This is a genomic window from uncultured Bacteroides sp., from assembly GCF_958445495.1.
Classification (GTDB): domain Bacteria; phylum Bacteroidota; class Bacteroidia; order Bacteroidales; family Bacteroidaceae; genus Bacteroides.
The window spans coordinates 106,160-131,392 of the sequence record NZ_CAUCSQ010000002.1; the positions used below are offsets into that span (position 1 = coordinate 106,160).

Consider the following 25,233-nt stretch of genomic DNA (forward strand, 5'->3'; position numbering starts at 1 on the left):
TAGTTTTGTACACAAACGTCTTTACAAGCCTATTTTGATACGATATTCTATGTATCTGTACATCTTTCTATTTACCGGACTTCCAAAAATCCCTACTTTAGCGGCAGATTTTTAAAAAGATGGAAAACCTATCAATTCTATATATCATGAAACGACTTTTAGTAAGCAGTGCCATCGCACTCGCCTCCATACTGGCCGTAGCGGGACAAAACCGCTCCTTCAGTTTATCCGGTAAATGGAATTTCAAGATAGACCGGGAAGATGCCGGCGTCAGGGAACAATGGTTCGAAAAATCCCTCGACGATTCCATCAACCTGCCCGGCTCCATGCCCGAAAAACTGAAAGGGGACGAAGTGACCGCCCGCACCCGGTGGACCGGGAGCCTCTACGACAGTTCTTACTACTTCAATCCCTATATGGAAAAATACAGGATAGAAGGGCAAATAAAACTTCCTTTCTTCCTGACTCCCGACAAACATTATGTAGGCGTGGCCTGGTATCAAAAAAAAGTGGCAATCCCCGCCGACTGGAAAGGGGAAAGAATCACCCTTTTCCTGGAACGTCCGCACATCGAGACTACCGTATGGGTGAACCGGCGGGAAATCGGTATGCAAAACAGTCTTTGCGTCCCCCATGTCTATGACCTGACCGCTGCCGCCACCCCCGGAAAGACATGCCTGATTACCATCCGGATAGACAACCGCATCAAGGAAATCAACGTAGGGCCCGATTCCCACAGCATCACCGACCAGACACAAGGCAACTGGAACGGCATCGTCGGGCGAATCGAATTGCAGGCCACTCCCAAAGTTCATTTTGAAGATATCCAGGTATATCCTGATTTGAATACCCGGAAAGCACTGGTCCGGATGAACGTACGGTCCGCCTCTTCCGTGAAAGGAGAAATCACCCTTTCCGCCGAGAGTTTCAATACGGATGTCCGTCACAAGGTAGCTCCCGTATGCCGGAGTTTCAACATCCGTCCGGGAGATAATCCGGTGGAAATGGAACTTCCGATGGGAAAAGAGTTCCTGACATGGGACGAATTCAATCCGGCGCTTTACAAACTGACGGCAAAATTAACCAGCGGCAAGCAAACCGATACGCGGCAAGTACAGTTCGGCATGCGCGATTTCAAGATAAAAGGGAAATGGTTCTATGTGAACGGCCGTAAGACAATGCTTCGCGGCACGGTGGAAAACTGCGATTTCCCGTTGACAGGCTACGCCCCGATGGATGTAGCTTCCTGGGAACGGGTCTTCCGCATCTGCCGCAACTACGGTTTGAACCACATGCGCTTCCATTCCTTTTGTCCGCCGGAGGCCGCCTTCATCGCTGCGGATTTGGTCGGTTTCTACCTGCAACCGGAAGGACCGAGCTGGCCGAACCACGGCCCGAAACTGGGCAACGGGCAACCGATTGACAAATACTTGATGGACGAGACGATTGCACTGACAAAAGAATACGGGAATTACGCCTCTTACTGCATGCTGGCTTGTGGTAACGAGCCTTCCGGCCGTTGGGTGGCATGGGTCAGCAAATTCGTGGATTACTGGAAAGCGGCCGACCCGCGCCACGTATATACGGGTGCTTCCGTCGGAAACAGTTGGCAATGGCAACCGCATAACCAGTTTCACGTAAAAGCCGGCGCACGGGGATTAAGCTGGGCAAGCGCGCAACCGGAAAGTGAATCAGACTACCGTACAAGAATCGACACGGTCAAGCAACCGTATGTATCGCACGAAACAGGCCAATGGTGCGTATTCCCGAATTTCAATGAAATCCGCAAATACACCGGAGTCAACAAAGCGAAGAATTTTGAAATTTTCCGGGACATCCTGAATGACAACCGCATGGGAAGCCTAAGCCACGATTTCATGATGGCTTCGGGCAAACTCCAGGCACTCTGCTACAAACACGAAATCGAAAAGACCTTGCGTACCCCCGACTATGCGGGATTCCAAATGCTGGCCCTGAACGATTATTCCGGACAGGGAACCGCATTAGTCGGCGTGCTGGACGTCTTCTTTGAAGAAAAAGGATATATCAACGCTGAACAGTTCAGACGTTTCTGCAGCCCGACCGTACCTTTGGCGCGCATTCCCAAATTCGTATATACAAACGATGAGACATTCCACGCCGATATCGAAGTATCCCATTTCGGAGCCGCTCCTCTGGAAAATGCGAAAACGACCTATACCGTCAAAGACAAATTCGGAAAGGTATATGCCCGCGGGACTGTCGGCATCCGCCCTATCCCTATCGGGAACCTTTGTTCCCTGGGCAGTGTGGACATGGACTTGAAAGAAATCAAGACGCCGCAGAAACTGAATCTGGAAGTGCGCATTGAAGGCAGCGACGCCGTAAACGACTGGGATTTCTGGGTATATCCGGCACAAACGGAGTTGGTACAGGGAAATGTATATACGACCGATACCCTGGATGCCAAAGCGTTGGCGGTATTGCAAGACGGTGGAAACGTCCTGATTACGGCTGCCGGAAAGATACGATACGGCAAGGAAGTCAAACAATATTTCACTCCCGTGTTCTGGAACACTTCCTGGTTCAAGATGCGCCCGCCGCATACGACGGGTATTTTCCTGAACGAGTACCATCCTCTTTTCCGGGAATTCCCGACCGAGTACCACAGCAACCTGCAATGGTGGGAGTTGCTGAACAAAGCACAGGTGATGCAGTTCACCGACTTCCCGGCCAGCTTCCAGCCCACGGTTCAAAGTATCGACACCTGGTTCATCAGCCGGAAAATCGGCATGTTGTTCGAAGCAAAAGTGTTGAACGGCAAGCTGATGATGACTAGCATGGATATTACCTCCCGGCCGGAGAAACGAATCGTCGCCCGACAGATGCACAAAGCAATCCTGGATTATATGAATTCGGACGATTTCCGCCCGACAGAGAGGATAGCCCCGGAGCTGATACAGGCATTATTCACCAAAGTGGCGGGAGAAGTGAAATCTTATACCGAAGATTCGCCCGACGAACTCAAACCGAAAACCAACTGAAAACGGGGGACTGCCGGATACGGCCTAAATCCCGTCAAACAATATATTATTATTTACAATGAAAACTACAATCATAAGCTTGCTGCTTTTGGCAGCGGCAAGCATCGACGCACAAGAAAAAGCCCGGACATACCGGTTGGCGGACGCTCCCCGCTACAGCGAGGAGACGGGATACGGATATGACTTCGTCGCCACTCCCTCCAAAGGCAGCAAGGCGCCTTTCTTCTTTTCCGTCCGCGTACCGGACGGAAACTACAAAGTAACCGTTCGCCTGGGCAGCAAGAGACAGGCAGGAGTGACGACGGTAAGAGGCGAGTCACGCCGACTGTTCATTGATAACCTTGCAACCCCAAAGGGAGAATTCGCAGAGGAGACCTTTATCGTCAACAAACGCAATCCCCGTATTTCCGAAAAAGAATCCGTACGTATCAAACCCCGTGAAAAGTCAAAACTGAACTGGGACGACAAACTGACTCTGGAATTCAACGGCGACGCCCCCGTATGCCAGAGCATCAGTATCGAACCTGCCGACTCGTCGGTCATTACCGTTTTCCTGTGCGGCAACAGTACGGTAGTCGACCAAGACAATGAACCGTGGGCAAGCTGGGGACAGATGATACCCCATTTCTTCAGTCCCGGCGTCTGCATCGCCAATTATGCGGAATCAGGCGAATCCGCCAATACGTTTATTGCGGCGGGACGCCTGAAGAAAGCCCTGAGCCAGATAAAGAAAGGAGATTATCTCTTCATGGAGTTCGGACACAACGACCAAAAACAGAAAGGTCCCGGCAAAGGAGCCTACTACTCCTTCATGACCAGCCTGAAAATATTTATCGACGAAGCCCGTGCGCGCGGGGCACATCCCGTATTGGTCACTCCCACTCAGCGCCGGAGTTTCGATGCGGCCGGACACATCCGCGACACGCATGAGGATTATCCGGAAGCCATGCGTTGGCTGGCAGCCAAAGAAAACGTCCCGTTGATAGACCTCAACGAAATGACCCGCACGCTTTACGAAGCTCTCGGCCCGGAAATGTCCAAACGCGCTTTCGTACATTACCCTGCAGGTACTTATCCGGGACAGACCGAAGATTTCGCCGACAATACCCACTTCAATCCGTACGGTGCCTATCAAATAGCCCGGTGTGTGATTGAAGGAATGAAGAAAGCCGTGCCGGAGCTGGCAAAACATTTGAAAACGACCCCGGACTATAACCCGGCGCAACCGGACGACGTGGACCGTTTCCACTGGAACGAGTCGCCATTCACGGAAATAGAGAAACCGGACGGAAATTAAAGAATCCCAATATTTACCGATATGAAAAGTAAAAGTATCCTTTCCCTACTCTTAGCAGGCACGTTTTTTACGGCATGCACTCCGGCCGGACAGATAGGAAACAACGGCTTCGAATGGGGGCAGGTTCCACAGCAACCGGATTTGTCGTTTGCCGACAGCGTAGGTAGCCGGCAAACGCCCGGAAACGACATCATTTTATCCGCCAACTCTTTTGGCGCAGTAGCAGACAGTACAGTGCTCAGCACGGAAGCTATCCAGAAAGCGATTGACAGTTGCGCCGTCAGCGGCGGCGGTACGGTGGTATTCCAGCCGGGATATTACCAGACAGGCGCGCTGTTCATAAAAAGCGGAGTCAACCTGCAACTGGACAAAGGGGTGACTTTACTGGCAAGCCCTTCTATCCATCATTACCCCGAATTCCGTTCGCGGATTGCGGGAATCGAGATGATATGGCCGGCAGCGGTCCTCAACATCGTCAATGAAAAGAACGCTTCCGTCAGCGGAGAAGGAACCCTGGACTGCCGGGGAAAAGTATTTTGGGACAAATACTGGGAAATGCGGAAAGAATACGAAGCGAAAGGATTGCGCTGGATTGTGGATTACGACTGCAAACGAGTACGGGGCATCCTTGTGGAACGCAGCTCGGACGTCACCCTGAAAGGATTCACCCTGATGCGTACCGGTTTCTGGGGATGCCAGATTCTTTATTCCGACCATTGCACCATAGACGGGCTGACAATCAACAACAACATAGGCGGGCACGGTCCGAGCACGGACGGCATCGACATCGATTCCTCGTGTAATATCCTGGTCGAAAACTGCGACATAGACTGCAATGACGACAATATCTGCATCAAATCGGGACGGGACGCAGACGGGTTGCGGGTGAACCTCCCCACGGAAAACGTAGTCATACGCAATTGCACCGCCCGCAAAGGCGCCGGCCTCATCACCTGCGGAAGCGAAACGTCCGGCGGCATACGGAACATACTGGGATATAATCTGGAAGCGACCGGCACTTCGGCGGTACTCCGGCTGAAAAGCGCCATGAACCGCGGAGGAACGATTGAAAACATCTATATGACTGGCGTAAAGGCGGAAAACGTCCGTCACGTGCTGGCAGCGGACTTGAACTGGAACCCCAGCTACAGCTACAGCAGTTTGCCCAAAGAGTATGAAGGGAAAGAAATCCCGGAACACTGGAAAATCATGCTGACCCCGGTAATACCTCCCGAAAAAGGGTATCCGCGCTTCCGCAACGTCTACGTATCAAAAGTAAAAGCGGAAAATGTGGACGAATTCATCTCCGCTTCGGGTTGGAACGATTCGTTGCGTCTGGAAAATTTCTATCTTTACGCCATCGAGGCGCAGACCGACCGGCCGGGTAAAATCCGCTATACGAAGAATTTCAACTTGTCCGGGATTACATTAAAGACAAACGAAAAGAATGCCATTGAACTAAAAGAAAATGAACAAAGCAATATCCACTTCAACTATGTCGAGACATCTCCTGACCATCGTACTGCTGGGAATCTTGCTCATTGATGCGCAAGCGCAGGCTCTGACGCCTCCTGCCGGCACTTTCCGGCTGGGCATATCGAAAGGAAACGAAAGCCGCTGGCTCAAACCCGGTGAAAAGATACGGGGAATATCTTTCCAATGGAAAACATTGCCCCACAGCCGCGGATTTATCCTGAAAGTAGAAGCCGACTGCCCTCCGGAAGCCGACGTCCTGTTCTGGAGTTTCGGCGATTGCCTGCCGGACTCGGACATGAACGTATTCAGCGTGGAGGGGCAAGCCTTCACCTGCTACTACGGAGAAAGCATGCGACTGCGGACGTTGCAGGCAATCACTCCCACCGACGACATCCGTTTGAGCGACGGACATAAAGACGAGACTCCCCTGATGCTTTACGAATCGGGCAAACGGACCGGCCGCCCCGTACTGGCGGGACGTTGCAGCCTCTCCCCGGCTTTCTCCCCAAACGAAGGAGGCAAGCCCCTCCGGCTTTACTTCTGTTTCTACGAGCAGAATGAAAAAACGGATTACAACTATTATATGTTACCGGATGTTTTTGCCGAAATTGACAGAAAATGAAAAAGAACTATCTATTATTCAGCCTGTTGATAGGTTGTATCAACCTGCAGGCTGCTATCTATAACGTGAAAGACTTCGGAGCCAAAGCGGACGGGAAAACCATCGATTCCCCCGCCGTCAACCGTGCGATTGAAGCGGCCGCACAAGCCGGAGGGGGTACAATATACCTGCCTGCGGGAGAATATGCCTGCTATTCCATCCGGCTGAAAAGCAACATCCATCTGTATCTGGAACAGGGAGCGTGCATTCTCGCCGCCTTCCCCGGAAAAGAGCAGGGGTATGACGCCGCCGAACCGAATGAACACAACCGATACCAGGACTTCGGACACAGCCATTGGAAAAACTCTTTAATCTGGGGAATCGGACTGGAGAACATTACCATAAGCGGCCCCGGACTCATCTACGGCAAAGGGCTGACCCGTGAAGAAAGCCGCCTGCCGGGTGTAGGCAACAAGGCAATCAGCCTGAAAGACTGCCGGAATGTGACGCTGAAAGATTTGTCCATGCTTCATTGCGGCCATTTCGCCCTGCTCGCCACCGGAGTAGACCATCTCACCATCCTGAACCTGAAAGTAGACACCAACCGGGACGGATTTGACATCGACTGCTGCCGGAATGTGCGCATCAGCCAATGCACGGTAAATTCCCCTTGGGATGATGCCATCGTATTGAAAGCTTCTTATGCGTTAGGACGCTTCCGGGATACGGAAAACGTGACAATCAGCGATTGCTACGTCAGCGGTTTCGACAAAGGCAGCGTGATGGACGGCAGTTGGCAACTGGACGAGCCGCAGGCGCCCGACCACGGTTACCGCACCGGACGTATCAAGCTGGGCACGGAAAGCAGCGGCGGTTTCCGCAACATCGCGATTACGAACTGCATCTTCGAACATTGCCGGGGGCTAGCACTGGAAACCGTTGACGGAGGACATCTGGAAGACATCGTAATCAGCAACATTACGATGAGGAATATAGTCAACGCACCCGTTTTCCTCCGGTTGGGCGCACGCATGCGCAGCCCGGAAGGTACTCCCGCAGGCACGATGAGACGCATTCTTATCAGCGATGTCAACGTATGGAATGCCGACAGCCGGTATGCCTCCATCGTCAGCGGAGTGCCGGGAGCCTGTATCGAAGACGTGACTTTCCGCAACATCCACCTTTATTATAAAGGCGGTTACAGTGCGGAGGACGGCAAACGGATTCCGCCCGAACAGGAGAAAGCATATCCCGAACCCTGGATGTTCGGCACGATTCCCGCCAAAGGATTCTATATCCGCCACGCACGGAACATCACCTTCGACGGTGTCCGTTTCCACTTCGAACGGCCGGACGGCCGACCGCTCTTTGTCACCGACGATGCAGAGAACATAGAATATCACAATACGCCGAAAGAATGATGAATAAAAGACAATGGATAATCCTCTGCCTGCTCGCCGCAGGCGGGGCAATGCAAGCGCAGCAATGGCCGGACGCCCCGACGGAAGCGCGTCCCGGCGCCAGATGGTGGTGGCTGGGGAGCGCCGTAGACGAAAAGAACCTGACATACAACCTGGAAGAATACGCACGCGCCGGAATGGGGACGGTAGAAATCACTCCCATTTACGGCGTACAGGGCAACGATGCGAACGAGATTCAATTCCTCTCCCCCCGGTGGATGGAAGTGCTTAGACATACACAGGCGGAAGGAAAGCGGACCGGCATCGAGATTGACATGAATACCGGAACGGGATGGCCTTTCGGCGGACCGGAAGTCAGCATCGAAGATGCGGCCGCCAAAGCTATCTTCCAGACATACGACCTGGAGGGAGGCGGAGAGATTGAACAGGATATCCAAGTAACCGACCCTGAACAGCAGCCGTTTTCCGTGCTAAGCCGGGTGATGGCCTATAACGGGAAAGGAGAATGCATCAACCTGACATCCCGCGTGAAAAAAGACAAGCTGCAATGGAAAGCGCCTGCCGGCAAATGGAAAGTAATAGCCCTTTACATCGGGAAAACACGGCAGAAAGTGAAACGGGCGGCTCCGGGAGGAGAAGGATATGTGATGGACCATCTCTCGAAGAAAGCTGTCAAGAACTACCTTTCCCGTTTTGACCGTGCTTTCAGAAACAGCGGCACAGACTATCCGCATACCTTTTTCAACGACTCTTACGAAGTGTACCAGGCAGACTGGACGGAAGATTTCCTGGAACAGTTCGCCCGTCGCCGGGGATATAAGATGGAGGAGCATTTCCCCGAATTTCTGGACGAGACCCGCCCGGAAACGACCAGGCGCATCATATCCGACTACCGGGAAACGATTTCCGAATTACTGCTGGAAAACTTCACCCGCCAATGGACGGGCTGGGCACATAAGAACGGAAGCATCACCCGCAACCAGGCGCACGGCTCTCCCGGCAACCTGATTGACCTCTACGCAAGCGTGGACATTCCCGAATGCGAAGGTTTCGGACTCTCCCAATTCCACATCGAAGGGTTGCGCCAGGATTCACTTACCAGAAAAAACGACTCGGACCTGTCGATGCTGAAATATGCCTCATCCGCCGCCCACATTGCAGGAAAGAAATATACCTCTTCCGAAACATTCACATGGCTGACGGAACATTTCCGCACTTCCCTGTCGCAATGCAAGCCGGATATGGACCTGATGTTTGTTTCCGGCATCAACCGCATGTTTTTCCACGGGACTCCGTATTCCCCGAAAGAAGCCGAATGGCCCGGATGGTTGTTTTACGCATCAATCAACATGAGCCCGACAAACAGCATTTGGCGGGACGCGCCTTCGTTTTTCGATTACATCACCCGCTGCCAGAGTTTCCTGCAAATGGGACAGCCGGATAACGACTTCCTGATTTATCTGCCGGTGTATGACATGTGGTACGAACAACCGGGACGCCTCCTGCTGTTTACCATCCACCACATGGACAAGCTCGCCCCCAAATTCATCGACGCCGTACATCGCATCAGTAACAGCGGATATGACGGGGATTATATATCCGACAACTTCATCCGCAGCACCCGTTTCAAAGACGGGCGGTTAGTCACTTCGGGAGGAACCGGTTACAAAGCGCTGGTAGTCCCTGCCGCCCGCCTGATGCCGGACGACGTACTGGCTCATCTTCTGGAACTTGCCAGACAAGGAGCTACAATCGTATTCCTCGAAAATTATCCGGCGGATGTGCCGGGATACGGCCAGTTGGAACAAAGACGCCGAAACTACCGGCGCATCCTCCGGCAGCTTCCGGCGGTCTCATTCTCGGAAACGGCCGTTACTCCGGTGGGAAAAGGGAAAATCATCACGGGAACGGATTATGCATGCACATTGGCGGGCTGCCGCATCTCCCCGGAAGAAATGAAAACCAAATTCGGGCTGCAAGCCGTCCGAAGGGTAAATGATACGGGACACCACTATTTCATCTCCTCCCTGCAAAACAAAGGAGTGGACGGTTGGGTAACCTTGGGAACGAATGCGGCCGCAGCCGCCCTTTTCAACCCCATGACCGGAGAATGCGGAGAAGCGAAAGTACGCCGGCTGGAGGGCAAAACACAGGTCTACCTGCAACTGGAATCCGGCGAATCAATCATTCTCCGGACTTACCATCATCCCTTACAAACGGCAAAACCCTGGAAATACATACGGGAACAAGTTTTCAGCCTCTGCCCGGAGCATGGCTGGAAACTGCATTTCGCAGCAAGCCAACCGGAAATCAAAGACACATTCGACATCGACAGCCCTTGCTCCTGGACCCGAATCGACCATCCTGCCGCCAAGACCAACATGGGAACCGGCGTCTATACCTTAGACATCGAATTGCCGCCCTTGCAGGCAGACGACTGGATTCTCGACTTAGGGGATGTGCGTGAAAGCGCCCGTGTCCGCATCAACGGACAGAAAGCAGGATGCGTATGGGCAGCACCTTACCGCCTGAAAGCGGGCACATTCTTGCAACCCGGAAAAAACCGCATCGAGATAGAAGTCACAAACCTCCCTGCAAACCGGATTGCGGAATTGGACAGACAGGGAACGCAATGGCGCAAATTCAAGGAAATCAATATCGTCGACTTGAATTATCGCCCGGCCAACTACGCTCATTGGGCTCCCATGCCTTCCGGACTGAACGGCAAAGTACGTTTGATTCCCGTAAATTATATGGACGATTAAACACCCGGATACCGGCTTTTTCCACCGGTTATCCGACATATCCGGCGACCAACCGGAGCAACTCTTCAATATTTTCAGCCTGCCGGACTTCATTGTCCGGCAAATGGAGCCGGAAACCTTCCGTCCGAAGATTTCCGGTTTCTATATAAATGCCGGATTCAATCTCGCGTCCCGCCAGGATGCCATTCCGCAAAAGGGCTTTCCGGACCATCGCGTACTTCTGCCCGTGCCCTTCAAGGCGCATCTTCACCGTATATTCGTTATTGATTTTGAACAGTCCGGTATCCTGGTCGAACAGAATCCCCTTACGGGAGAAAAAATTGCTTAACGTACCGTCCAGCGACAAGTCTTCGGGCGTCCCGATAGTCACTCCGTTCTCTTTATCCATCATCCATACCTTGTCGGCAATCTGCAAAGCCAGCTCCAAATCATGGGTACTCATAAAAATAGTCTTTCCCGTTTCGCGGGACAGCCGGTGAAGCAATTGCATCATCTCCACCTTGCTCGGAAAGTCCAGAAAGGCGGTCGGCTCATCCAGGAAAATCACAGGAGTCTCCTGTGCCAGCGCCTTGGCAATCATGACCTTCTGTTTTTCCCCGTCGCTCAAAGTATGCATCATCCGGCCTGCCAGCGCCTCTATCCCTACGCCGGCTATCGCCTGGGAGACAATCTCTTTGTCCCCTTTCCTCAACACTCCCCAGAAACCGGTATAAGGACTTCTTCCCAGCGCTACCATCTCCTCCGCCGTCATGTTGCGCAAATCGCATTTTTCCGTCAGCACCACGCTGACGACTTTAGACATGTCTGCATCGGAATATCTCTCTACCTCTTTACCCATAATCCGTATTTCTCCCGACAACTTCGGCAGGAAACCGGACAAGGTATGCAGCAAAGTAGACTTTCCCGCCCCGTTGGCTCCAAGCAGGCAAGTCAATTCGCCGGCATAAATCCCGGCATTGATATTACGGGCCACGACATGCGTCTTATGCTTCCCTTTATAGCCCGTAACCAGGTTCCTGATAATAATCGTTTCTTGTTCCCGCATGCGTTTCAAATTTTTGTCTATCCCGGTAATCATTCGTTTATCTCTCCTTTGCGTTTACGGAACAACACCGACACAACGACCGGCGCACCCACCAAAGCCGTGACGGAGTTGACCGGCAAAGCGCCTTCAAATCCCGGCATACGGGCTATGAGGTTACACAACAACGCCATCACCGCCCCTACCAACAAGGAAGAAGGCATCAAAATCCGATGGTCGGAAGTACGGAACAAAGCGCGGCAAAGATGGGGCACGGCGAGCCCCAGAAAGACGATGGGGCCGCAATATGCGGTAACAATCGCCACCAACGCCCCGGAACAGGAAATGACCGACAGTCGGGCGCGCTTGATGTCCAGCCCCAGGTTCCGGGCATAATGGTCGCCGAGCAACAACAGGTTCAGCGTCTTTATCAGCAGGAAAGAGAGCGGAAGAAGCACCGCCATCGTACAAAGAAACGGGAAAAGCTGGTCGCCGGAAATACGGGAGAAACTTCCCAATCCCCAAATGACATAAGCGCGGATGTCCTCCTCGACGCTGAAAAACTTTAAGACCCCGATAACCGCATTCGCCACATAACCTATCATCACGCCGATAATCAGCAACGTCACATTCCCTTTTACTTTCTGTGAAGCGAAAGCAATGAGCGCCATGATGGACAAGGCTCCCGCAACAGCGGCAACCGTCAGCGCCAATTCTCCAATCAGCCCCAAGCTGCTCAACGCCACCCCTCCGAGACTGCCGGACAACAGGACGACAAAAGCCACTCCCATGCTGGCTCCCGAACTGATGCCCAGAACGGAAGGTCCCGCCAGCGGGTTTCTGAACACCGTCTGCATCTGCAACCCGCTGACAGCCAGGCCCGCTCCGGCAACCAACGCGGTGACCGCCTGCGGCATCCTCGATTTCCAGATGATATTCGTCCAGATATGATTTTCATGGCTTCCCCGCAGGCAAATATCCCATACGGCATCGAACGGTACGGACACAGAACCGAGCACAAGATTCAGGAAGAAAAGAAAAAAAATCAATCCTGCCAGCAGAAGCATCAACAACCAGACGGGCGTCCTCATATCCTCCTCATTTTAAAAGCTCGTAAAAAGCCGGGACATAGTCCGGCAAAAGTTCCGGGTGGAACACTTTAATCAAATCCTTCAACAAGGCTTCCGGATGGGTGGGAACATTCTCATAATAAGGCTTTTCCTTGAGGTTGCAATAAATCACCCCTTTCTCCCTGAAAGCCCGGAAATCGGCATAACGGGAATCCTGCGCTTTCAAGGCATCATAGGTGAACGTCCCGTTATAACTGTTCAATATCCGCCAATAATCCGCACTTTCCGCCCGGCTGTAAACAGTCTCAAAATCCAACGTCACCCCGCCCGTATTCGGGTCGTCTTTCAAAAAATAATCGGCGCCGGCATCCCGGAAAAGCTGTGCCAGGAAATTACGGCCTCCCACCGCATACCAGTTGCCTCCGCGCAACTCGCCGCTAAAGACGACAGGCCTCTTCTTCACTCCCTCCGTCAACCGTTTCAAAGCATTATATTCCGTTTTAATGGAATCGAATACAGCGTTCGCCTTCTCTTCCTCTCCAATCAGCAGGCCGACGAACTTAATCCATTCCGCCTGTCCGAGCGGGGAATTTTCCTTGTACCCCAAATGCGGAATCAGAGGAATGCCGACATCCTTCAACGCCTCGTATCCTCCCCGTTTGAAAGGAGAAATCAGAATCAGGTCGGGATTCATGGATATGATGATTTCATTATCGAAATTCCCCTCTATGCCGATTTTACGGATTTTCTTCTGTTCCAGCCGCCTGTTCACCTCTTCATTGAACAAATGGCGGGCACTCGTGATTCCTACCACATGTTCCAACTCGCCCAACTTTATAAAATTGGATAATTGGAGGGAAGTCATACAGACTATATTCCGAACCGGGACAGGCTGTACCTCATAATCGCCGGACACCTCATTCTTCGCAAAACGCTCCTTGTCGCTGACAAAAGCATAACGGTAAATCTCCCCCTTGCCTTTCTCCTTCTGCGGGTCTTGAACCGTCACCAGGCAACCGCCCTCCACATATTGCACGCTAAACCCTTCGGCATATTCCGGTACAATCATCCGCAAGGAGTCAATAACACTCGCCGGTCCGCTCTCCGTCCGCACATTGCCTTTACCTCTCTGTCCGCAGGAAACCAGAAGTAACAAAAGGCAGACAGCCGTCCACCGTCCGCTTTTCAATCGCATACCACCATATTTGCTCATATTTCACCTATCGGTTACGGAAGCCTGAAAAAACGCGCTTCCCATTCTAACATTATTCGATTTTCGAATCATCCGGTATTTCCCGAATCTCAACTCCCGGAGAGCTTCGGGGACTTCATTCTGGCAGGTCTTCTGACTTGTCCCATTTTCCCGGCGCCCTTCCCGTCCCTTCCAGACAAGCGCAGGGACAGTGGATTTGAGTATTGCAGGAAAACTTCGGCGGGACTTACAGCAGCTCGGGTCTGTCCGGGATTTTCACCCGGTTCCCTTTTCACCACCCTTTCCGTAGCATCGGAAGAGTGACACCAAAATTACGGAGGACAAAGATAAACAAATAGGAATGATTTTGGAAAAAATGCAATAAAAAAGAAAAGATATCTTCCGAGAAAACACTTTTCGCAAACAATAAAAGCGTAACACAATCGTAACCGCCGCGTAGGGAAATCTTCAATCCGTTGTAACCGGCACGAAACATGCATCTCCTACTTTTGCAGTGTGAAAATAAACAAAGGATACGAAATCATGAACAGTACGAACAAAATGTTTTTAACAGCCGTAGCCATGTTCATAAGCGGCTGCATCCAGGCATTCACCGTGAAAGGCGTCGTAATAGACGAGTCTACTCGAGAACCGCTTACCGGGGCGACGGTGCAAGTCAGGGAAACCGGTACGGGAACGGTCACCGATATGGACGGAGCTTTTGAAATCAAGGGGATAAAAGAGGAAACCTGCACGCTGGTCGTGCGGTACGTATCATATAAGGACAAAGAAATCACAGTCGGGAAAAACCGGAAAGAAGAATTAGTCATCGCCCTGGCTCCCGACAACCGGCAACTCGGCGAAGTGACGGTAGTCGCAAGGAAAAATCTGGAAAACGAGCAGATGTTACTGTTGGAACGTCAAAAATCCGGTATCGCCATCGAGAATATCGGAGCCAAAGAAATGAGCCTTAAAGGTATCTCCAACGTAGAAGAAGGAGTCAAGAAAATAACCGGCGTATCCGTCGCTTCGGCAGGACAGATTATCGTACGGGGCCTGGGTGACCGGTACAGTACGACCACGCTGAACGGCTTGCCCGTCGCTTCCCCCAACCCGGACAACAAACTGATACCGCTGGACCTCTTTCCCGCATCCGCCGTAAAGAACATCACGGTCAGCAAAGTATATGAGGCGCACTCATTCGCGGACTATTCGGGAGCGCATATAGATATCGGCACGAAAGAACAGACGGGAGAAGATTTTTTCAGCCTTTCTTTCAATACGGGCGGAAAGTTCAACACGTTGGGCAGAGACACCTATCGCATGGACCACGAAGGGTCTCTGTTCAGGACTCCCTCTTTAGACGGCAAACTCCGTGATATGGAATTGCTCGACTTTGAAGAATATGCCGGAAAAAACGAACTGTTCAACACCAGTTTCGATGTCTCCAAGAAAAAAGCCTTACCCGAATTCGGCGGAAACATCGGACTGGGGAAGAATTTCGACCTAACCGGAAACAAGCTCAACCTGCTCGTCTCGCTCGGTATCAGCAACGAACAACAAACGATGCGGGAGGCCAGTGTGCGCACTTTGGAAGCGACCGGCACGACATTGAACGATTTCAGTTACGACAGCTATTCGAACGAACTGAAAATAGCCGGATTGGGCAGCCTGGGCTACAATTTCAGGAAGCAAGACCAGATAAGCTACACTTTCTTCTACGCCCGCAATGCGATAGACAACTACATGCGCCGCGAGGGATACGATTACGAAGGGCATGACCTGACAGGAAGCAACAGCGTGACCCATATTTACAGCCTTCAGAACCACCAGTTAAACGGAAAACACTTCTTCGGAGACCGATGGAGCCTGAACTGGGGAGGCTCGTACGGCAAAACGGCAAGCGATGAGCCCGACCGCCGGCAAATCATGTTTATCCGGGAAAACGGGCAAATCGGGCTCTTCAAGTTGAACCGTCAGGAAACCATGCGTTATTTCGGAACGTTGGACGAAAAGGAATGGGTAGGCAGCCTGTCGGGAGAATACAAATTCGGGACGCAGAATAAACTTCAAGCCGGCTTCACTTACAAGGACAAAGCCCGCGATTACGCTTCCACCCGCTTCTACTATAACCTGAACAAGCTGAATCCCACCCTCACGGGAGAAGACGATATCTATACGCCTTCAACCTTCTTAAACCAAGAGTCGATAGCGGACGGACAAGTCTCCATCACCCGCTCGCAACAGCCCAAAGACAGCTACACCGCCGGAAACAAGATTTATGCCGGTTATCTTTCGGCAGACATCTATCCCGTGGAAGCATTGCTGGTGAACGTCGGAGTGCGTTATGAAAACAGCCGGCAATGGGTGAACTACGCCGAAGACGGAGGAAAACGCCAACGCAGGGACCTGAACTGCAACGACCTCTTTCCCGCCATGAACCTGCGCTACCGGCTGAACCCCAAAAACAGCCTCCGCTTTTCATTCTCGCGTACCGTAACCCGGCCCTCATTCATCGAAATGGCCCCGTTCCTTTACCAAGAATCATACGGTTCGGCACAAATCCGGGGTAACGCTGATTTACAGAACGGCTACAACTTCAACCTGGACCTGCGCTACGAGTTTTTCGCCGGCGACGGGAGCATGTTCTCCGCCACGGCATACTACAAACATCTGAAAGCACCCATAGAGCAGATACAGGAATTGTCGGGAGGGGCTACCGTGCACTCGTTCCGGAATGCCGGCAACGGTATGGCGGCCGGCCTGGAAATGGAATTCCGCAAAGAACTTGTCCGCAACCTGCGGCTGGGAGCCAACGCCTCGTTCATGTACACCGACGTGAAATTGCCCGAAGGAGGCGCCTATACCAATACGCAACGTGCCCTGCAAGGTGCATCGCCTTACCTGGTCAACATAGACGCCACCTACAGCCCCCGCTTCGGAGAGAAACGGCAACTCGGCATGGCGCTTGTGTACAATCTGCAAGGGCCGCGCATCCAATCGGTCGGAATCGCCGGATTGGGCGACGTGAAACAACAGCCCGTACATACGATGAATTTCGCGGGAAGTTTCAAATTCAACGAAAAGACAACCCTGAAACTGCAAATCAACGACCTGCTGAACCAACCGGTTGTCTTCAAACAGGAAGTCCCGCATACGGGAGAAAAAAAGGAAGTGGAACGTTTCAAACGCGGAAGCAGTTTTGAGATAGGTATTACATACAATCTATAACAATGTAAAAAACAGACTATTAACTTAAAAAACAGTTTGGATTATGAAAAAGATTCGGAAATTCGCAACAATGGCTTTAATCGCAAGCATGGCATTTGCCGCAGCTTCTTGCAGCGACGAAGATTCAATCAACGACAACACCGGCAACGGCGGTACAGAACAAACGGACGTGCTCGACGCGGACATCACCGAAAACCTGACACTGGAAACCGGCAAGAATTATACGCTCAGCGGAGGCGTCCATGTTAAACCGGGAGTGACCTTGACGATTCAGCCCGGTGTAACCATCACCGCCAAATATGATGAAGTCGTAGATTATATCCTGATAGAACAGGGAGCTAAAATCGATGCACAGGGCACAGCCTCGCAACCCATCGTAATGACTTCCGAGAAAAAAGAACCGGGCGCATGGGGCGGCCTGCATATCTGCGGTTACGCCCATACGAATAACGGAACGGGAAGTTCTGAAATCGGCAACGCCACATACGGCGGCGACAACGACGCTGACAATTCCGGTACGTTGAAATACATCCGCCTGGAATATACAGGATACGCTTTCGACGAGGAACATGAAGCGAACGGAATCTCTTTTTACGGAGTGGGCAACGGAACAACGGTAGAATACCTGCAAGCCTATAAAGGTTCCGATGACGGTTTCGAGTTTTTCGGCGGTTCCGTCAACGTAAAATACCTGGTTGTCACCAGTTGCAGCGACGACTCCTTCGACTGGACCGAAGGCTGGAACGGAAAAGCCCAGTTCCTGGTAGCTTACCAGGAAAACGAAGGGACATTGGGATATGACTGCGACTGCCTGATGGAATGCGACAACAACGGCAACAACTTTTCCGCTACCCCGACCGCCCATCCGATTATCGCCAACGCCACTCTGATTGGTAACGGGGGAGAATCACAAGGCGTACGCCTGCGTGCCGGAACCCAGGTAGAACTTTACAACACCCTTATCGCCGGCAAAGGCAAACCGCTGACGGTAGAAACGGCAGAAACCGAGAACGCACTGAAAAACGGTACTTCAAAACTGGAATACGTAGCTATCAGCGGCGAACTTTCCTCAAAGGAAAACATTTACACCAACGCCGACTTCACGGGAATAACAAGCAACCTGACTAACCGGGATTTCTCATGGACCGGCCGCTATACGGGAACTATCGATGGAGGGAAAGACCTTTCGGCAGACAGTTTCTTTACGAGTACCGATTACAGGGGCGCCGTAAAGGAAGGGGAAGACTGGACCGAAAGCTGGACTCTGTAAAAAAGAGCGTCCATACTTTTTCTACCCAATCCTATTCCTGAACCATCAAAAGAATCAGCCGGAAACTTACGTATGGGAAACCCCGGTATCAACTCCGGCAGGAGACAAGCCGTACCCGCACAAACAAGCATAAGGGTACGGCTTCGTGTGTTGTTACGGCGATTCTGCTATCCTTCCCGCTTCCGACCGCCTCTATTTTCATTTTTTATCCTTATCTTTGTCTCCGGTATGCTCTATACTTTAAAATACCAGGAATTATTTACCGATAAAACAAAAGCACAGATAAAGATGAAATCCCTTATTTCAACCTTCGCATTGTCATGCATCTTTTTCCTGACAGGTTGCGTACTTGATAAAAAGACCTCCCTCGACATGTTCAACCTGGACATATACACGCCCGAATATGCTTCCGGATTCAAGATAATGGGGTCGGATAAAGCACAAAGCACCCTGATACAGGTATTCAACCCGTGGCAGGGAGCCAAAGGCGTGGAAATGTCGTACTTTGTCTCACGAAACGGCGAACAGGCGCCTGCCGGATTCACCGGCCCCACCATTCCCGCCGGAGTGCAACGTATCGTATGCATGTCTTCCTCCTACATCGCCATGCTCGACGCATTGGGACAAGTGGACCGGATTGCAGCCGTATCGGGCATCGACTACGTGTCAAACCCGTACATCCTCGCACATAAAGATTCCGTCAAGGACATAGGACCTGAAATGAATTACGAGCTGCTGCTGGACCTGAAACCGGACGTTGTCCTGTTATATGGTATCGGAGACGCGCAGACTGCCGTAACGGACAAATTGAAGGAACTGGCTATCCCTTACATGTACATAGGCGAATACCTGGAGGAATCGCCGCTCGGCAAAGCCGAATGGCTGGTTGCCCTGTCCGAACTGACGGACAGCCGGGAGAAAGGCATCGAAGTATTCAGAGAAATCCCGAAACGCTACCTGGCATTGAAAGCCCTCACGGAACAGGTGAGCCGACGCCCTTCCGTCATGTTCAACACCCCGTGGAACGACAGTTGGATAATGCCGTCTACCCAAAGTTACATGGCGCAACTGGTGACTGACGCCGGAGCCGACTATATCTATAAGGAGAATTCCTCCAACAGTTCCGCCTCCATCGGTATGGAAACGGCATACGGGCTGTTACAGAAAGCGGACTACTGGGTGAACGTCGGCATGGCTTCCACCTTGGACGAACTGAAAGCGATGAATCCCAAATTCGCCGACGCCAGGCCCGTGCGACAAAAGACCGTGTATAACAATAACCTGCGGCTAACCGCCACGGGCGGCAATGATTACTGGGAATCGGCAGTGGTACGCCCGGATGTCGTACTGAGCGACCTGATTCAAATATTCCATCCGGAGCTCCTTTCCAGACCGCTCTATTATTACAGGCATCTGGAATAAAGAAAAGGCGACACCCCTCCGCCCCAAGAGAAAAACGGGACGATTGAAAGACGGAAACCGTTTTCCGGGCATCAGGCGAAGTGCGCAGAAACCATGTTATTCATGTTATTTCAAAGATTCCGGGTATTTTTCATTTCTATGAATTATCTTTGCAGGGTGTAAAACGACAAACAGTTATCCGGAAATGAAACAGTCACGTCAACGTACCTCCTTCCTGTTTATCATATCAGGCATATCCGCCGTACTGCTGTTACTGGCAGACATGGCGACGGGAGACACTTATATCCCTGTCTCCAAGGTATGGGCTGTCCTCACCGGAGGCGAATGCGACGAAATGACGCGCAACATCCTTCTCTCCATCCGTTTCACACGGGTAGCGGTAGCGATGCTGATAGGGGTGGCGCTCTCGGTAAGCGGCCTGCAGATGCAGACGGTTTTCCAGAATCCGCTGGCAGACCCTTACCTGCTGGGAGTCAGTTCCGGTGCGGGACTGGGCGTCGCCTTGTTCATATTGGGCGTCCCGTTGCTCGGCTGGTCGGATTTTCCGCTACTCCAGTCATTGGGCATCGTCGGTTCGGGATGGGTAGGAACTGCCCTTATCCTGCTGGGTGTGGCTGTCATCAGCCGGAAAGTGAAAAACATTCTCGGCGTGCTGATTATGGGAGTCATGATAGGTTATGTGGCAGGAGCCATCATCCAGATATTGCAATACCTGAGTTCCGCCGAACAACTGAAAATATTCACGCTCTGGTCTATGGGTTCTCTCAGTCACATCACGACTGTCCAACTGGGAGTCATGATTCCGATGCTATGTACAGGCCTGCTGATTTCCGTCATCTGCATCAAGCCGCTGAACCTGTTGTTGCTCGGTGAGAATTATGCACGGACGATGGGCATGAACATCAAACGCTCACGCACGCTCATCTTCATCTCTACCGCCCTGCTGACGGGAACGGTTACCGCTTTTTGCGGTCCCGTAGGATTTATCGGCCTGGCAGTGCCACACGTCACACGCCTGCTGTTCAACGACGCCGACCACCGAATACTGATTCCGGGCACGATGCTGACAGGACTCATCTGCATGCTGATATGCGACCTTATCGCAAAGAAATTCCTGTTGCCGGTAAATTGTATCACCGCCCTGCTCGGAGTGCCGGTCGTCTTATGGGTAATCATCAAAAATTTACGCAGATTCAAATGATTCAGTTAAGGGAACTCACACTGGGATACGGACAGCGTGTCTTGCTGAAAGCAGCGAACGCCCGGATTGCAGGCGGGCAACTCGTCGCCTTGCTGGGCCGGAACGGAACGGGAAAAAGCACCTTACTCCGCGCAATGGCCGGACTGGAAAACCCCCAATCGGGAGAAATCATTCTCCAGGGACGCGACATCGCTTCATTGAAACCGGAAATACTGGCACGTAACATCAGTTTCGTAACGACTGAAAAGATACGTATCCCCAACCTGCGCTGCAAAGACGTGGTATCAATGGGACGTGCCCCCTACACCAACTGGCTCGGCCGGTTACGCCCCGAAGACCGGCAACGTGTCGGCAATGCCATGAAACAGGTCGGCATGTCCGGTTATGCGGAAAAGACAATGGACAAGATGTCCGACGGCGAATGCCAGCGAATCATGATAGCCCGCGCCCTTGCGCAGGACACTCCCGTTATCCTGCTCGACGAACCGACCGCTTTCCTCGACCTGCCCAACCGCTACGAACTCTGCCTGCTCCTGAAAAGACTGGCGCAGGAAGAAAAAAAATGCATCTTGTTCTCCACCCACGAGCTCGACATCGCCCTATCGCTCTGCGACACTGTCATGCTGATAGACAACCCGCATATCTATACCCTGCCCACCCCGGAAATAATAGCCGGCGGGCATTTGGAAAGGCTTTTCAGAAACGAGTCCGTGACGTTCGACGCCGGGGAGATGAGGGTACGCATCAAATAAAGAACGGCAACTTCAAGGAGAGCCGACAAATAAATAGGTTCCGTTTATCCGGTTTCTGCATAAATTCACTATCTTTGCCCCCGAATCGGTTCCCGGCAGAATATCAACTGCCCGGATTAAAAGGGAACCGGGTGTAAGTCCCGGACAGTCCCGCTGCTGTGAAGCTCCATTCAACTTTCCGATAGTTACCATCGCCACTGACCGGTTATAACAGGCCGGATTGGGAAGGCATCGGAAAGGGAGTCAGTCAGAAGACCTGCCGTTCATGCCTTTAGCACTGTTTTTACTCGTGGGATAGGAAAACAGAAAAATGTAAATTTAACCGTTTATGGAAATACAAACCGAAAACCGCGTTGCCGATACCGGCATAACCGGTAAGGGCGGCATCAGGCCGTCATGCTCAATGTGTGCGTATCCCCGCAGAAGTGATTTCTCCGGGGATACTTTCAACACCGTAAATTATCGGGATTTAATCTATAATCAACCACAATGGAAGTTCTAAGAAATTTATTTGAAGGTTACCCCAATCTCTGGGGCGGCGGAGTGGCGCACTCCGTACTGATTCTGTCGCTAACCATAGCATTCGGCATCATCCTTGCGAAAATCAAAGTACGGGGAGTATCCCTGGGAGTCACATGGATACTTTTCGTAGGAATCGTATTCGGCCATTTCAACATGAACCTGGACGGGCATCTGCTTCATTTCCTGAAAGAGTTCGGGCTCATCCTGTTTGTCTACTCCATCGGGCTGCAAGTGGGCCCCGGTTTTTTCTCCGCATTCAAAAAGGGCGGTTTCACCCTGAATATGCTGGCGGTACTGGTGGTGGTATCGGGAGTGGCAATCACCGTTATCCTGCATTTCACGACCGGAACCCCGATTACTACCATGGTAGGCATTTTGTCGGGAGCCGTCACCAATACCCCCGGATTGGGAGCCGCCCAACAGGCCAACAGTGACCTGAACGGCATAGACGCCCCCGAAATCGCCTTGGGCTATGCTGTCAGCTATCCGCTGGGCGTAGTGGGCATCATCCTGTCCTTGCTTGCTTTGAAATATCTCCTGCGCATCAATATTTCCCGGGAAGAAAAGGAAGCGGAAACCGGCTTGGGGCATTTACAGGAACTCACCGTCCGCCCTATCTCCATCGAAGTAAGAAACGAGTCTGTAGACGGTATCAGGATTAAGGAACTCCGTCCGTTGCTGAACCGCAAATTCGTCATCTCGCGCATCAGGCACCGCGAAGGAGGAGAAACGGAACTTGTCAATTCCGAAACCGTGATACATGTAGGAGATATCATCCTGGTTATCTCCACCCCTATTGACGTGGAAGCAATCACGGTCTTTTTCGGAAAGGAAATCCAAATGGAATGGGAGCAACTGAACAAACAGCTCATCTCGCGCCGCATCCTGATTACCAAACCGGAACTGAACGGCAAGACGCTCTCGCAACTGAAAATACGGAACAACTTCGGAGCAAGCATCACCCGCATCAACCGTTCGGGAGTAGACCTGGTGGCTACTCCTCAATTGCAATTGCAGATGGGCGACCGTGTCACAATCGTAGGTACCGAACTGGCTGTCACCCATGCCGAAAAGGTGCTCGGCAACTCAATGAAACGTCTGAACCACCCGAACCTGATTCCTATTTTCATAGGTATCGCTTTAGGATGCATCCTGGGCAGCCTGCCTTTCGCATTTCCGGGAATCCCGCAACCCGTCAAGCTCGGACTGGCAGGCGGCCCGCTTATCGTCTCCATCCTAATCAGCCGTTTCGGGCCGAAGTATAAACTGATTACCTACACGACCATGAGCGCCAACCTGATGCTCCGCGAGATAGGTATCTCCATCTTCCTCGCCTGTGTCGGCCTGGGAGCGGGAGAAGGATTCGTGGAAACAATCATCCACGGCGGGGGGTATATCTGGATTGGATACGGAGTCATTATTACCATCCTGCCGCTTCTGATTACAGGACTAATCGGACGATATTACTGTAAGTTGAATTATTTCACGCTAATCGGAGTTCTGGCAGGCTCCACGACCAATCCGCCTGCATTGGCATACTCCAATGACCTGACGTCTTGTGATGCGCCGTCCGTAGGGTATGCCACCGTTTACCCGCTCACCATGTTCCTGCGGGTATTGACGGCCCAACTTCTGATTTTGTCCCTGGGATAGCGAAGCGTCCGGGAAACCCGCCCGGCATGTGTCGCCTATCGTCTGTGTGTCGTCCGTCTGTCGTTATCTCAACGGGAGTTAACGGTCTATCCCGTCACGGGACAGCACCCCTTGGGCATAGTAGTGTTTCACTTCTTTCATGTCGGTGACTAAATCAGCCGCATCAATCAACTCTTGCGGGGCATAACGTCCGGTAATAACCACTTCGGTTTCCGGACGTTTGCCATGTAAAAGTTCCAGAACTTCCCCAAGTTCGAGCAGGCCTAGAAAGACGGCGACGGTCAATTCATCCAAAATCACGACATCATACATTCCGGACAGAAGTGCTTCCCTGCATCTCGCCATTCCTTCATGCGCCATACGCACATCATCGTCTGCCGGCTCGCGTACCAGCATGCACCCGTTTCCGAACTGTTCTACCACTACTTTATCAAACTTTTCAGCAATACGGGTTTCGTTGTACTTCATGCTTTTGACAAACTGTCCGATATATACGCTTTTGCCGGCACAAAGGGCGCGGACGGCCAGCCCGAATGCCGCCGTCGTTTTTCCTTTCCCGTTTCCCGTATAAATATGAATATATCCTTTTTCCATTCGGCCGATTTTTAATGATACGGCAAAAATAAATCATATCTTTGTGACATGAAAGCAAAAGAGGACTATATTGCCGAGGATTTCACCGCCACCATCCCTGTCGCCGAGTATATGGAACACTACCGGGATGCGGAGAAATTCATCGTTTTTTGCAAACAATGCGCACGTTACAACACGTATTGGGCATGCCCGCCTTTCACCTTCAATGTAGACAGGTATCTTTCCCGTTATGACACCGCCTTCCTCATCGGGACTAAACTGACCCCGTTACATCCCGAAAAGATTCCGGATGTCGCGGCTTTCAGCAAGGAAATGATTGAAACGGAACGGAAAAGAACGGATGCCCTGTTGTTAGAAATGGAAAAAGCCCGCAACGGACGCGCTTTCTTCCCCGGTTCCTGCCTGATTTGCCCATCATGCACACGAATGGAAAACAAGCCTTGCCTATACCCGGAAAAAGTCCGCCCGTCACTGGAAGCTTGCGGATTCGACATAGGCAAGACGGCTTCGGAACTATTGCATATCGAATTAAAATGGGGAGAAGAGGGCAAAATGCCGGAATATCTTCTCCTGGTTAGCGGAATATTCGGCAATTTCTAACACGCCCGATATTTTCCGATGCAAAAAGAGTGTGTATCGCTTTCTACGTCTGCTGCATGATAATTTTACTCTTTCGCGGTCTTCACCCGCTAGGTACAAATCATAACCAGTATTCTGGACAT

Annotated in this window: 17 protein-coding genes and 2 riboswitches; of the genes, 13 read left to right on the forward strand and 4 right to left on the reverse strand. The window is 51.8% G+C overall.

Annotation, left to right across the window (positions count from 1 at the left end):
- Positions 1–146 precede the first annotated feature (146 nt).
- Genes Q5076_RS01400 through Q5076_RS01425 form a run of 6 tightly spaced genes read left to right on the forward strand, consistent with a single transcriptional unit; the run spans position 147 to position 10,583 of the window.
- Positions 147–3,023, forward strand: coding sequence for a sugar-binding domain-containing protein (locus tag Q5076_RS01400; RefSeq protein WP_303010441.1), 2,877 nt, complete (start codon positions 147–149; stop codon positions 3,021–3,023).
- A 58-nt stretch (positions 3,024–3,081) separates the two neighbouring features.
- Positions 3,082–4,320: a rhamnogalacturonan acetylesterase gene (locus tag Q5076_RS01405; RefSeq protein WP_303010442.1), complete on the forward strand. Its 1,239-nt coding sequence runs from the start codon at positions 3,082–3,084 to the stop codon at positions 4,318–4,320.
- Between the two features lie 21 nt (positions 4,321–4,341).
- Positions 4,342–5,865 carry a glycoside hydrolase family 28 protein gene (locus tag Q5076_RS01410; protein WP_303010443.1) on the forward strand — a complete coding sequence of 508 codons (1,524 nt, stop codon included), beginning with the start codon at positions 4,342–4,344 and terminating at the stop codon, positions 5,863–5,865.
- Positions 5,816–6,418, forward strand: a complete 603-nt coding sequence (locus Q5076_RS01415; protein WP_303010444.1) for a DUF4450 domain-containing protein — start codon at positions 5,816–5,818, stop codon at positions 6,416–6,418. Before Q5076_RS01410 ends, Q5076_RS01415 begins: the two co-directional genes overlap by 50 nt.
- Positions 6,415–7,818, forward strand: coding sequence for a glycoside hydrolase family 28 protein (locus Q5076_RS01420; RefSeq protein ID WP_303010445.1), 1,404 nt, complete (start codon positions 6,415–6,417; stop codon positions 7,816–7,818). The genes Q5076_RS01415 and Q5076_RS01420 overlap by 4 nt, the downstream gene beginning before the upstream one ends.
- Complete coding sequence (locus tag Q5076_RS01425; RefSeq protein ID WP_303010446.1) at positions 7,815–10,583, forward strand: glycosyl hydrolase; 2,769 nt, start codon at positions 7,815–7,817, stop codon at positions 10,581–10,583. Before Q5076_RS01420 ends, Q5076_RS01425 begins: the two co-directional genes overlap by 4 nt.
- Before the next feature lie 28 nt (positions 10,584–10,611).
- Here the strand turns inward: Q5076_RS01425 and Q5076_RS01430 are convergent, their stop codons facing one another.
- From Q5076_RS01430 to Q5076_RS01440, 3 genes are read right to left on the reverse strand one after another with little or no spacing between them, the layout of a single operon-like run.
- Positions 10,612–11,628: an ABC transporter ATP-binding protein gene (locus tag Q5076_RS01430; protein ID WP_303010447.1), complete on the reverse strand. Its 1,017-nt coding sequence runs from the start codon at positions 11,626–11,628 to the stop codon at positions 10,612–10,614.
- 29 nt (positions 11,629–11,657) lie between these two features.
- Positions 11,658–12,695, reverse strand: coding sequence for an iron ABC transporter permease (locus Q5076_RS01435; protein WP_303010448.1), 1,038 nt, complete (start codon positions 12,693–12,695; stop codon positions 11,658–11,660).
- Positions 12,696–12,702: 7 nt separating this feature from the next.
- Complete coding sequence (locus Q5076_RS01440) at positions 12,703–13,887, reverse strand: ABC transporter substrate-binding protein (RefSeq protein WP_303010449.1); 1,185 nt, start codon at positions 13,885–13,887, stop codon at positions 12,703–12,705.
- A 104-nt stretch (positions 13,888–13,991) separates the two neighbouring features.
- Positions 13,992–14,212, reverse strand: a riboswitch (cobalamin riboswitch).
- Positions 14,213–14,427: 215 nt separating this feature from the next.
- On the opposite strand from Q5076_RS01440, the gene Q5076_RS01445 reads away from it, so the two are divergent.
- The 6 genes from Q5076_RS01445 (at position 14,428) to Q5076_RS01470 (ending at position 23,917) form a co-directional block, all read left to right on the forward strand.
- On the forward strand, positions 14,428–17,097 hold the full coding sequence (locus tag Q5076_RS01445; RefSeq protein WP_303010541.1) for a TonB-dependent receptor: 2,670 nt from the start codon (positions 14,428–14,430) through the stop codon (positions 17,095–17,097).
- A gap of 43 nt (positions 17,098–17,140) precedes the next feature.
- On the forward strand, positions 17,141–18,367 hold the full coding sequence (locus Q5076_RS01450) for a hypothetical protein (RefSeq protein ID WP_303010450.1): 1,227 nt from the start codon (positions 17,141–17,143) through the stop codon (positions 18,365–18,367).
- Between the two features lie 288 nt (positions 18,368–18,655).
- Positions 18,656–19,789, forward strand: coding sequence for an ABC transporter substrate-binding protein (locus tag Q5076_RS01455; RefSeq protein ID WP_303010542.1), 1,134 nt, complete (start codon positions 18,656–18,658; stop codon positions 19,787–19,789).
- Positions 19,790–19,973: 184 nt separating this feature from the next.
- The gene (locus tag Q5076_RS01460) at positions 19,974–20,990 is read left to right on the forward strand and encodes an iron ABC transporter permease (protein ID WP_303010451.1); all 1,017 of its coding nucleotides are present in this window, start codon (positions 19,974–19,976) and stop codon (positions 20,988–20,990) included.
- Positions 20,987–21,742: an ABC transporter ATP-binding protein gene (locus Q5076_RS01465; protein ID WP_303010452.1), complete on the forward strand. Its 756-nt coding sequence runs from the start codon at positions 20,987–20,989 to the stop codon at positions 21,740–21,742. The genes Q5076_RS01460 and Q5076_RS01465 overlap by 4 nt, the downstream gene beginning before the upstream one ends.
- 69 nt (positions 21,743–21,811) lie before the next feature.
- Positions 21,812–22,021, forward strand: a riboswitch (cobalamin riboswitch).
- A gap of 210 nt (positions 22,022–22,231) precedes the next feature.
- Positions 22,232–23,917, forward strand: coding sequence for a putative transporter (locus tag Q5076_RS01470; protein ID WP_303010453.1), 1,686 nt, complete (start codon positions 22,232–22,234; stop codon positions 23,915–23,917).
- A gap of 78 nt (positions 23,918–23,995) precedes the next feature.
- Here Q5076_RS01470 and cobO read toward each other — a convergent pair whose 3' ends face one another.
- Entirely contained in the window at positions 23,996–24,511 is a 516-nt protein-coding gene (gene cobO, locus Q5076_RS01475; RefSeq protein ID WP_303010454.1) for a cob(I)yrinic acid a,c-diamide adenosyltransferase, read from the reverse strand.
- 48 nt (positions 24,512–24,559) lie between these two features.
- Between cobO and Q5076_RS01480 the strand changes: the two genes are divergently transcribed.
- Complete coding sequence (locus tag Q5076_RS01480) at positions 24,560–25,111, forward strand: DUF2284 domain-containing protein (RefSeq protein WP_303010455.1); 552 nt, start codon at positions 24,560–24,562, stop codon at positions 25,109–25,111.
- The last annotated feature ends 122 nt before the right edge of the window (positions 25,112–25,233 follow it).

Bases quoted from the DNA above. Each gene is read 5' to 3' on its own strand.
- Q5076_RS01405 (WP_303010442.1), top strand. From the start codon at position 3,082: ATGAAAACTACAATCATAAGCTTGCTGCTTTTGGCAGCGGCAAGCATC.
- Q5076_RS01480 (WP_303010455.1), top strand. From the start codon at position 24,560: ATGAAAGCAAAAGAGGACTATATTGCCGAGGATTTCACCGCCACCATC.
- Q5076_RS01435 (WP_303010448.1), bottom strand. From the start codon at position 12,695: ATGAGGACGCCCGTCTGGTTGTTGATGCTTCTGCTGGCAGGATTGATT.
- Q5076_RS01440 (WP_303010449.1), bottom strand. From the start codon at position 13,887: ATGAGCAAATATGGTGGTATGCGATTGAAAAGCGGACGGTGGACGGCT.
- Q5076_RS01425 (WP_303010446.1), top strand. From the start codon at position 7,815: ATGATGAATAAAAGACAATGGATAATCCTCTGCCTGCTCGCCGCAGGC.
- Q5076_RS01420 (WP_303010445.1), top strand. From the start codon at position 6,415: ATGAAAAAGAACTATCTATTATTCAGCCTGTTGATAGGTTGTATCAAC.
- Q5076_RS01455 (WP_303010542.1), top strand. From the start codon at position 18,656: ATGAAATCCCTTATTTCAACCTTCGCATTGTCATGCATCTTTTTCCTG.
- Q5076_RS01415 (WP_303010444.1), top strand. From the start codon at position 5,816: ATGTCGAGACATCTCCTGACCATCGTACTGCTGGGAATCTTGCTCATT.
- Q5076_RS01430 (WP_303010447.1), bottom strand. From the start codon at position 11,628: ATGCGGGAACAAGAAACGATTATTATCAGGAACCTGGTTACGGGCTAT.
- Q5076_RS01450 (WP_303010450.1), top strand. From the start codon at position 17,141: ATGAAAAAGATTCGGAAATTCGCAACAATGGCTTTAATCGCAAGCATG.
- cobO (WP_303010454.1), bottom strand. From the start codon at position 24,511: ATGGAAAAAGGATATATTCATATTTATACGGGAAACGGGAAAGGAAAA.
- Q5076_RS01460 (WP_303010451.1), top strand. From the start codon at position 19,974: ATGAAACAGTCACGTCAACGTACCTCCTTCCTGTTTATCATATCAGGC.
- Q5076_RS01400 (WP_303010441.1), top strand. From the start codon at position 147: ATGAAACGACTTTTAGTAAGCAGTGCCATCGCACTCGCCTCCATACTG.
- Q5076_RS01445 (WP_303010541.1), top strand. From the start codon at position 14,428: ATGTTTTTAACAGCCGTAGCCATGTTCATAAGCGGCTGCATCCAGGCA.
- Q5076_RS01410 (WP_303010443.1), top strand. From the start codon at position 4,342: ATGAAAAGTAAAAGTATCCTTTCCCTACTCTTAGCAGGCACGTTTTTT.
- Q5076_RS01470 (WP_303010453.1), top strand. From the start codon at position 22,232: ATGGAAGTTCTAAGAAATTTATTTGAAGGTTACCCCAATCTCTGGGGC.
- Q5076_RS01465 (WP_303010452.1), top strand. From the start codon at position 20,987: ATGATTCAGTTAAGGGAACTCACACTGGGATACGGACAGCGTGTCTTG.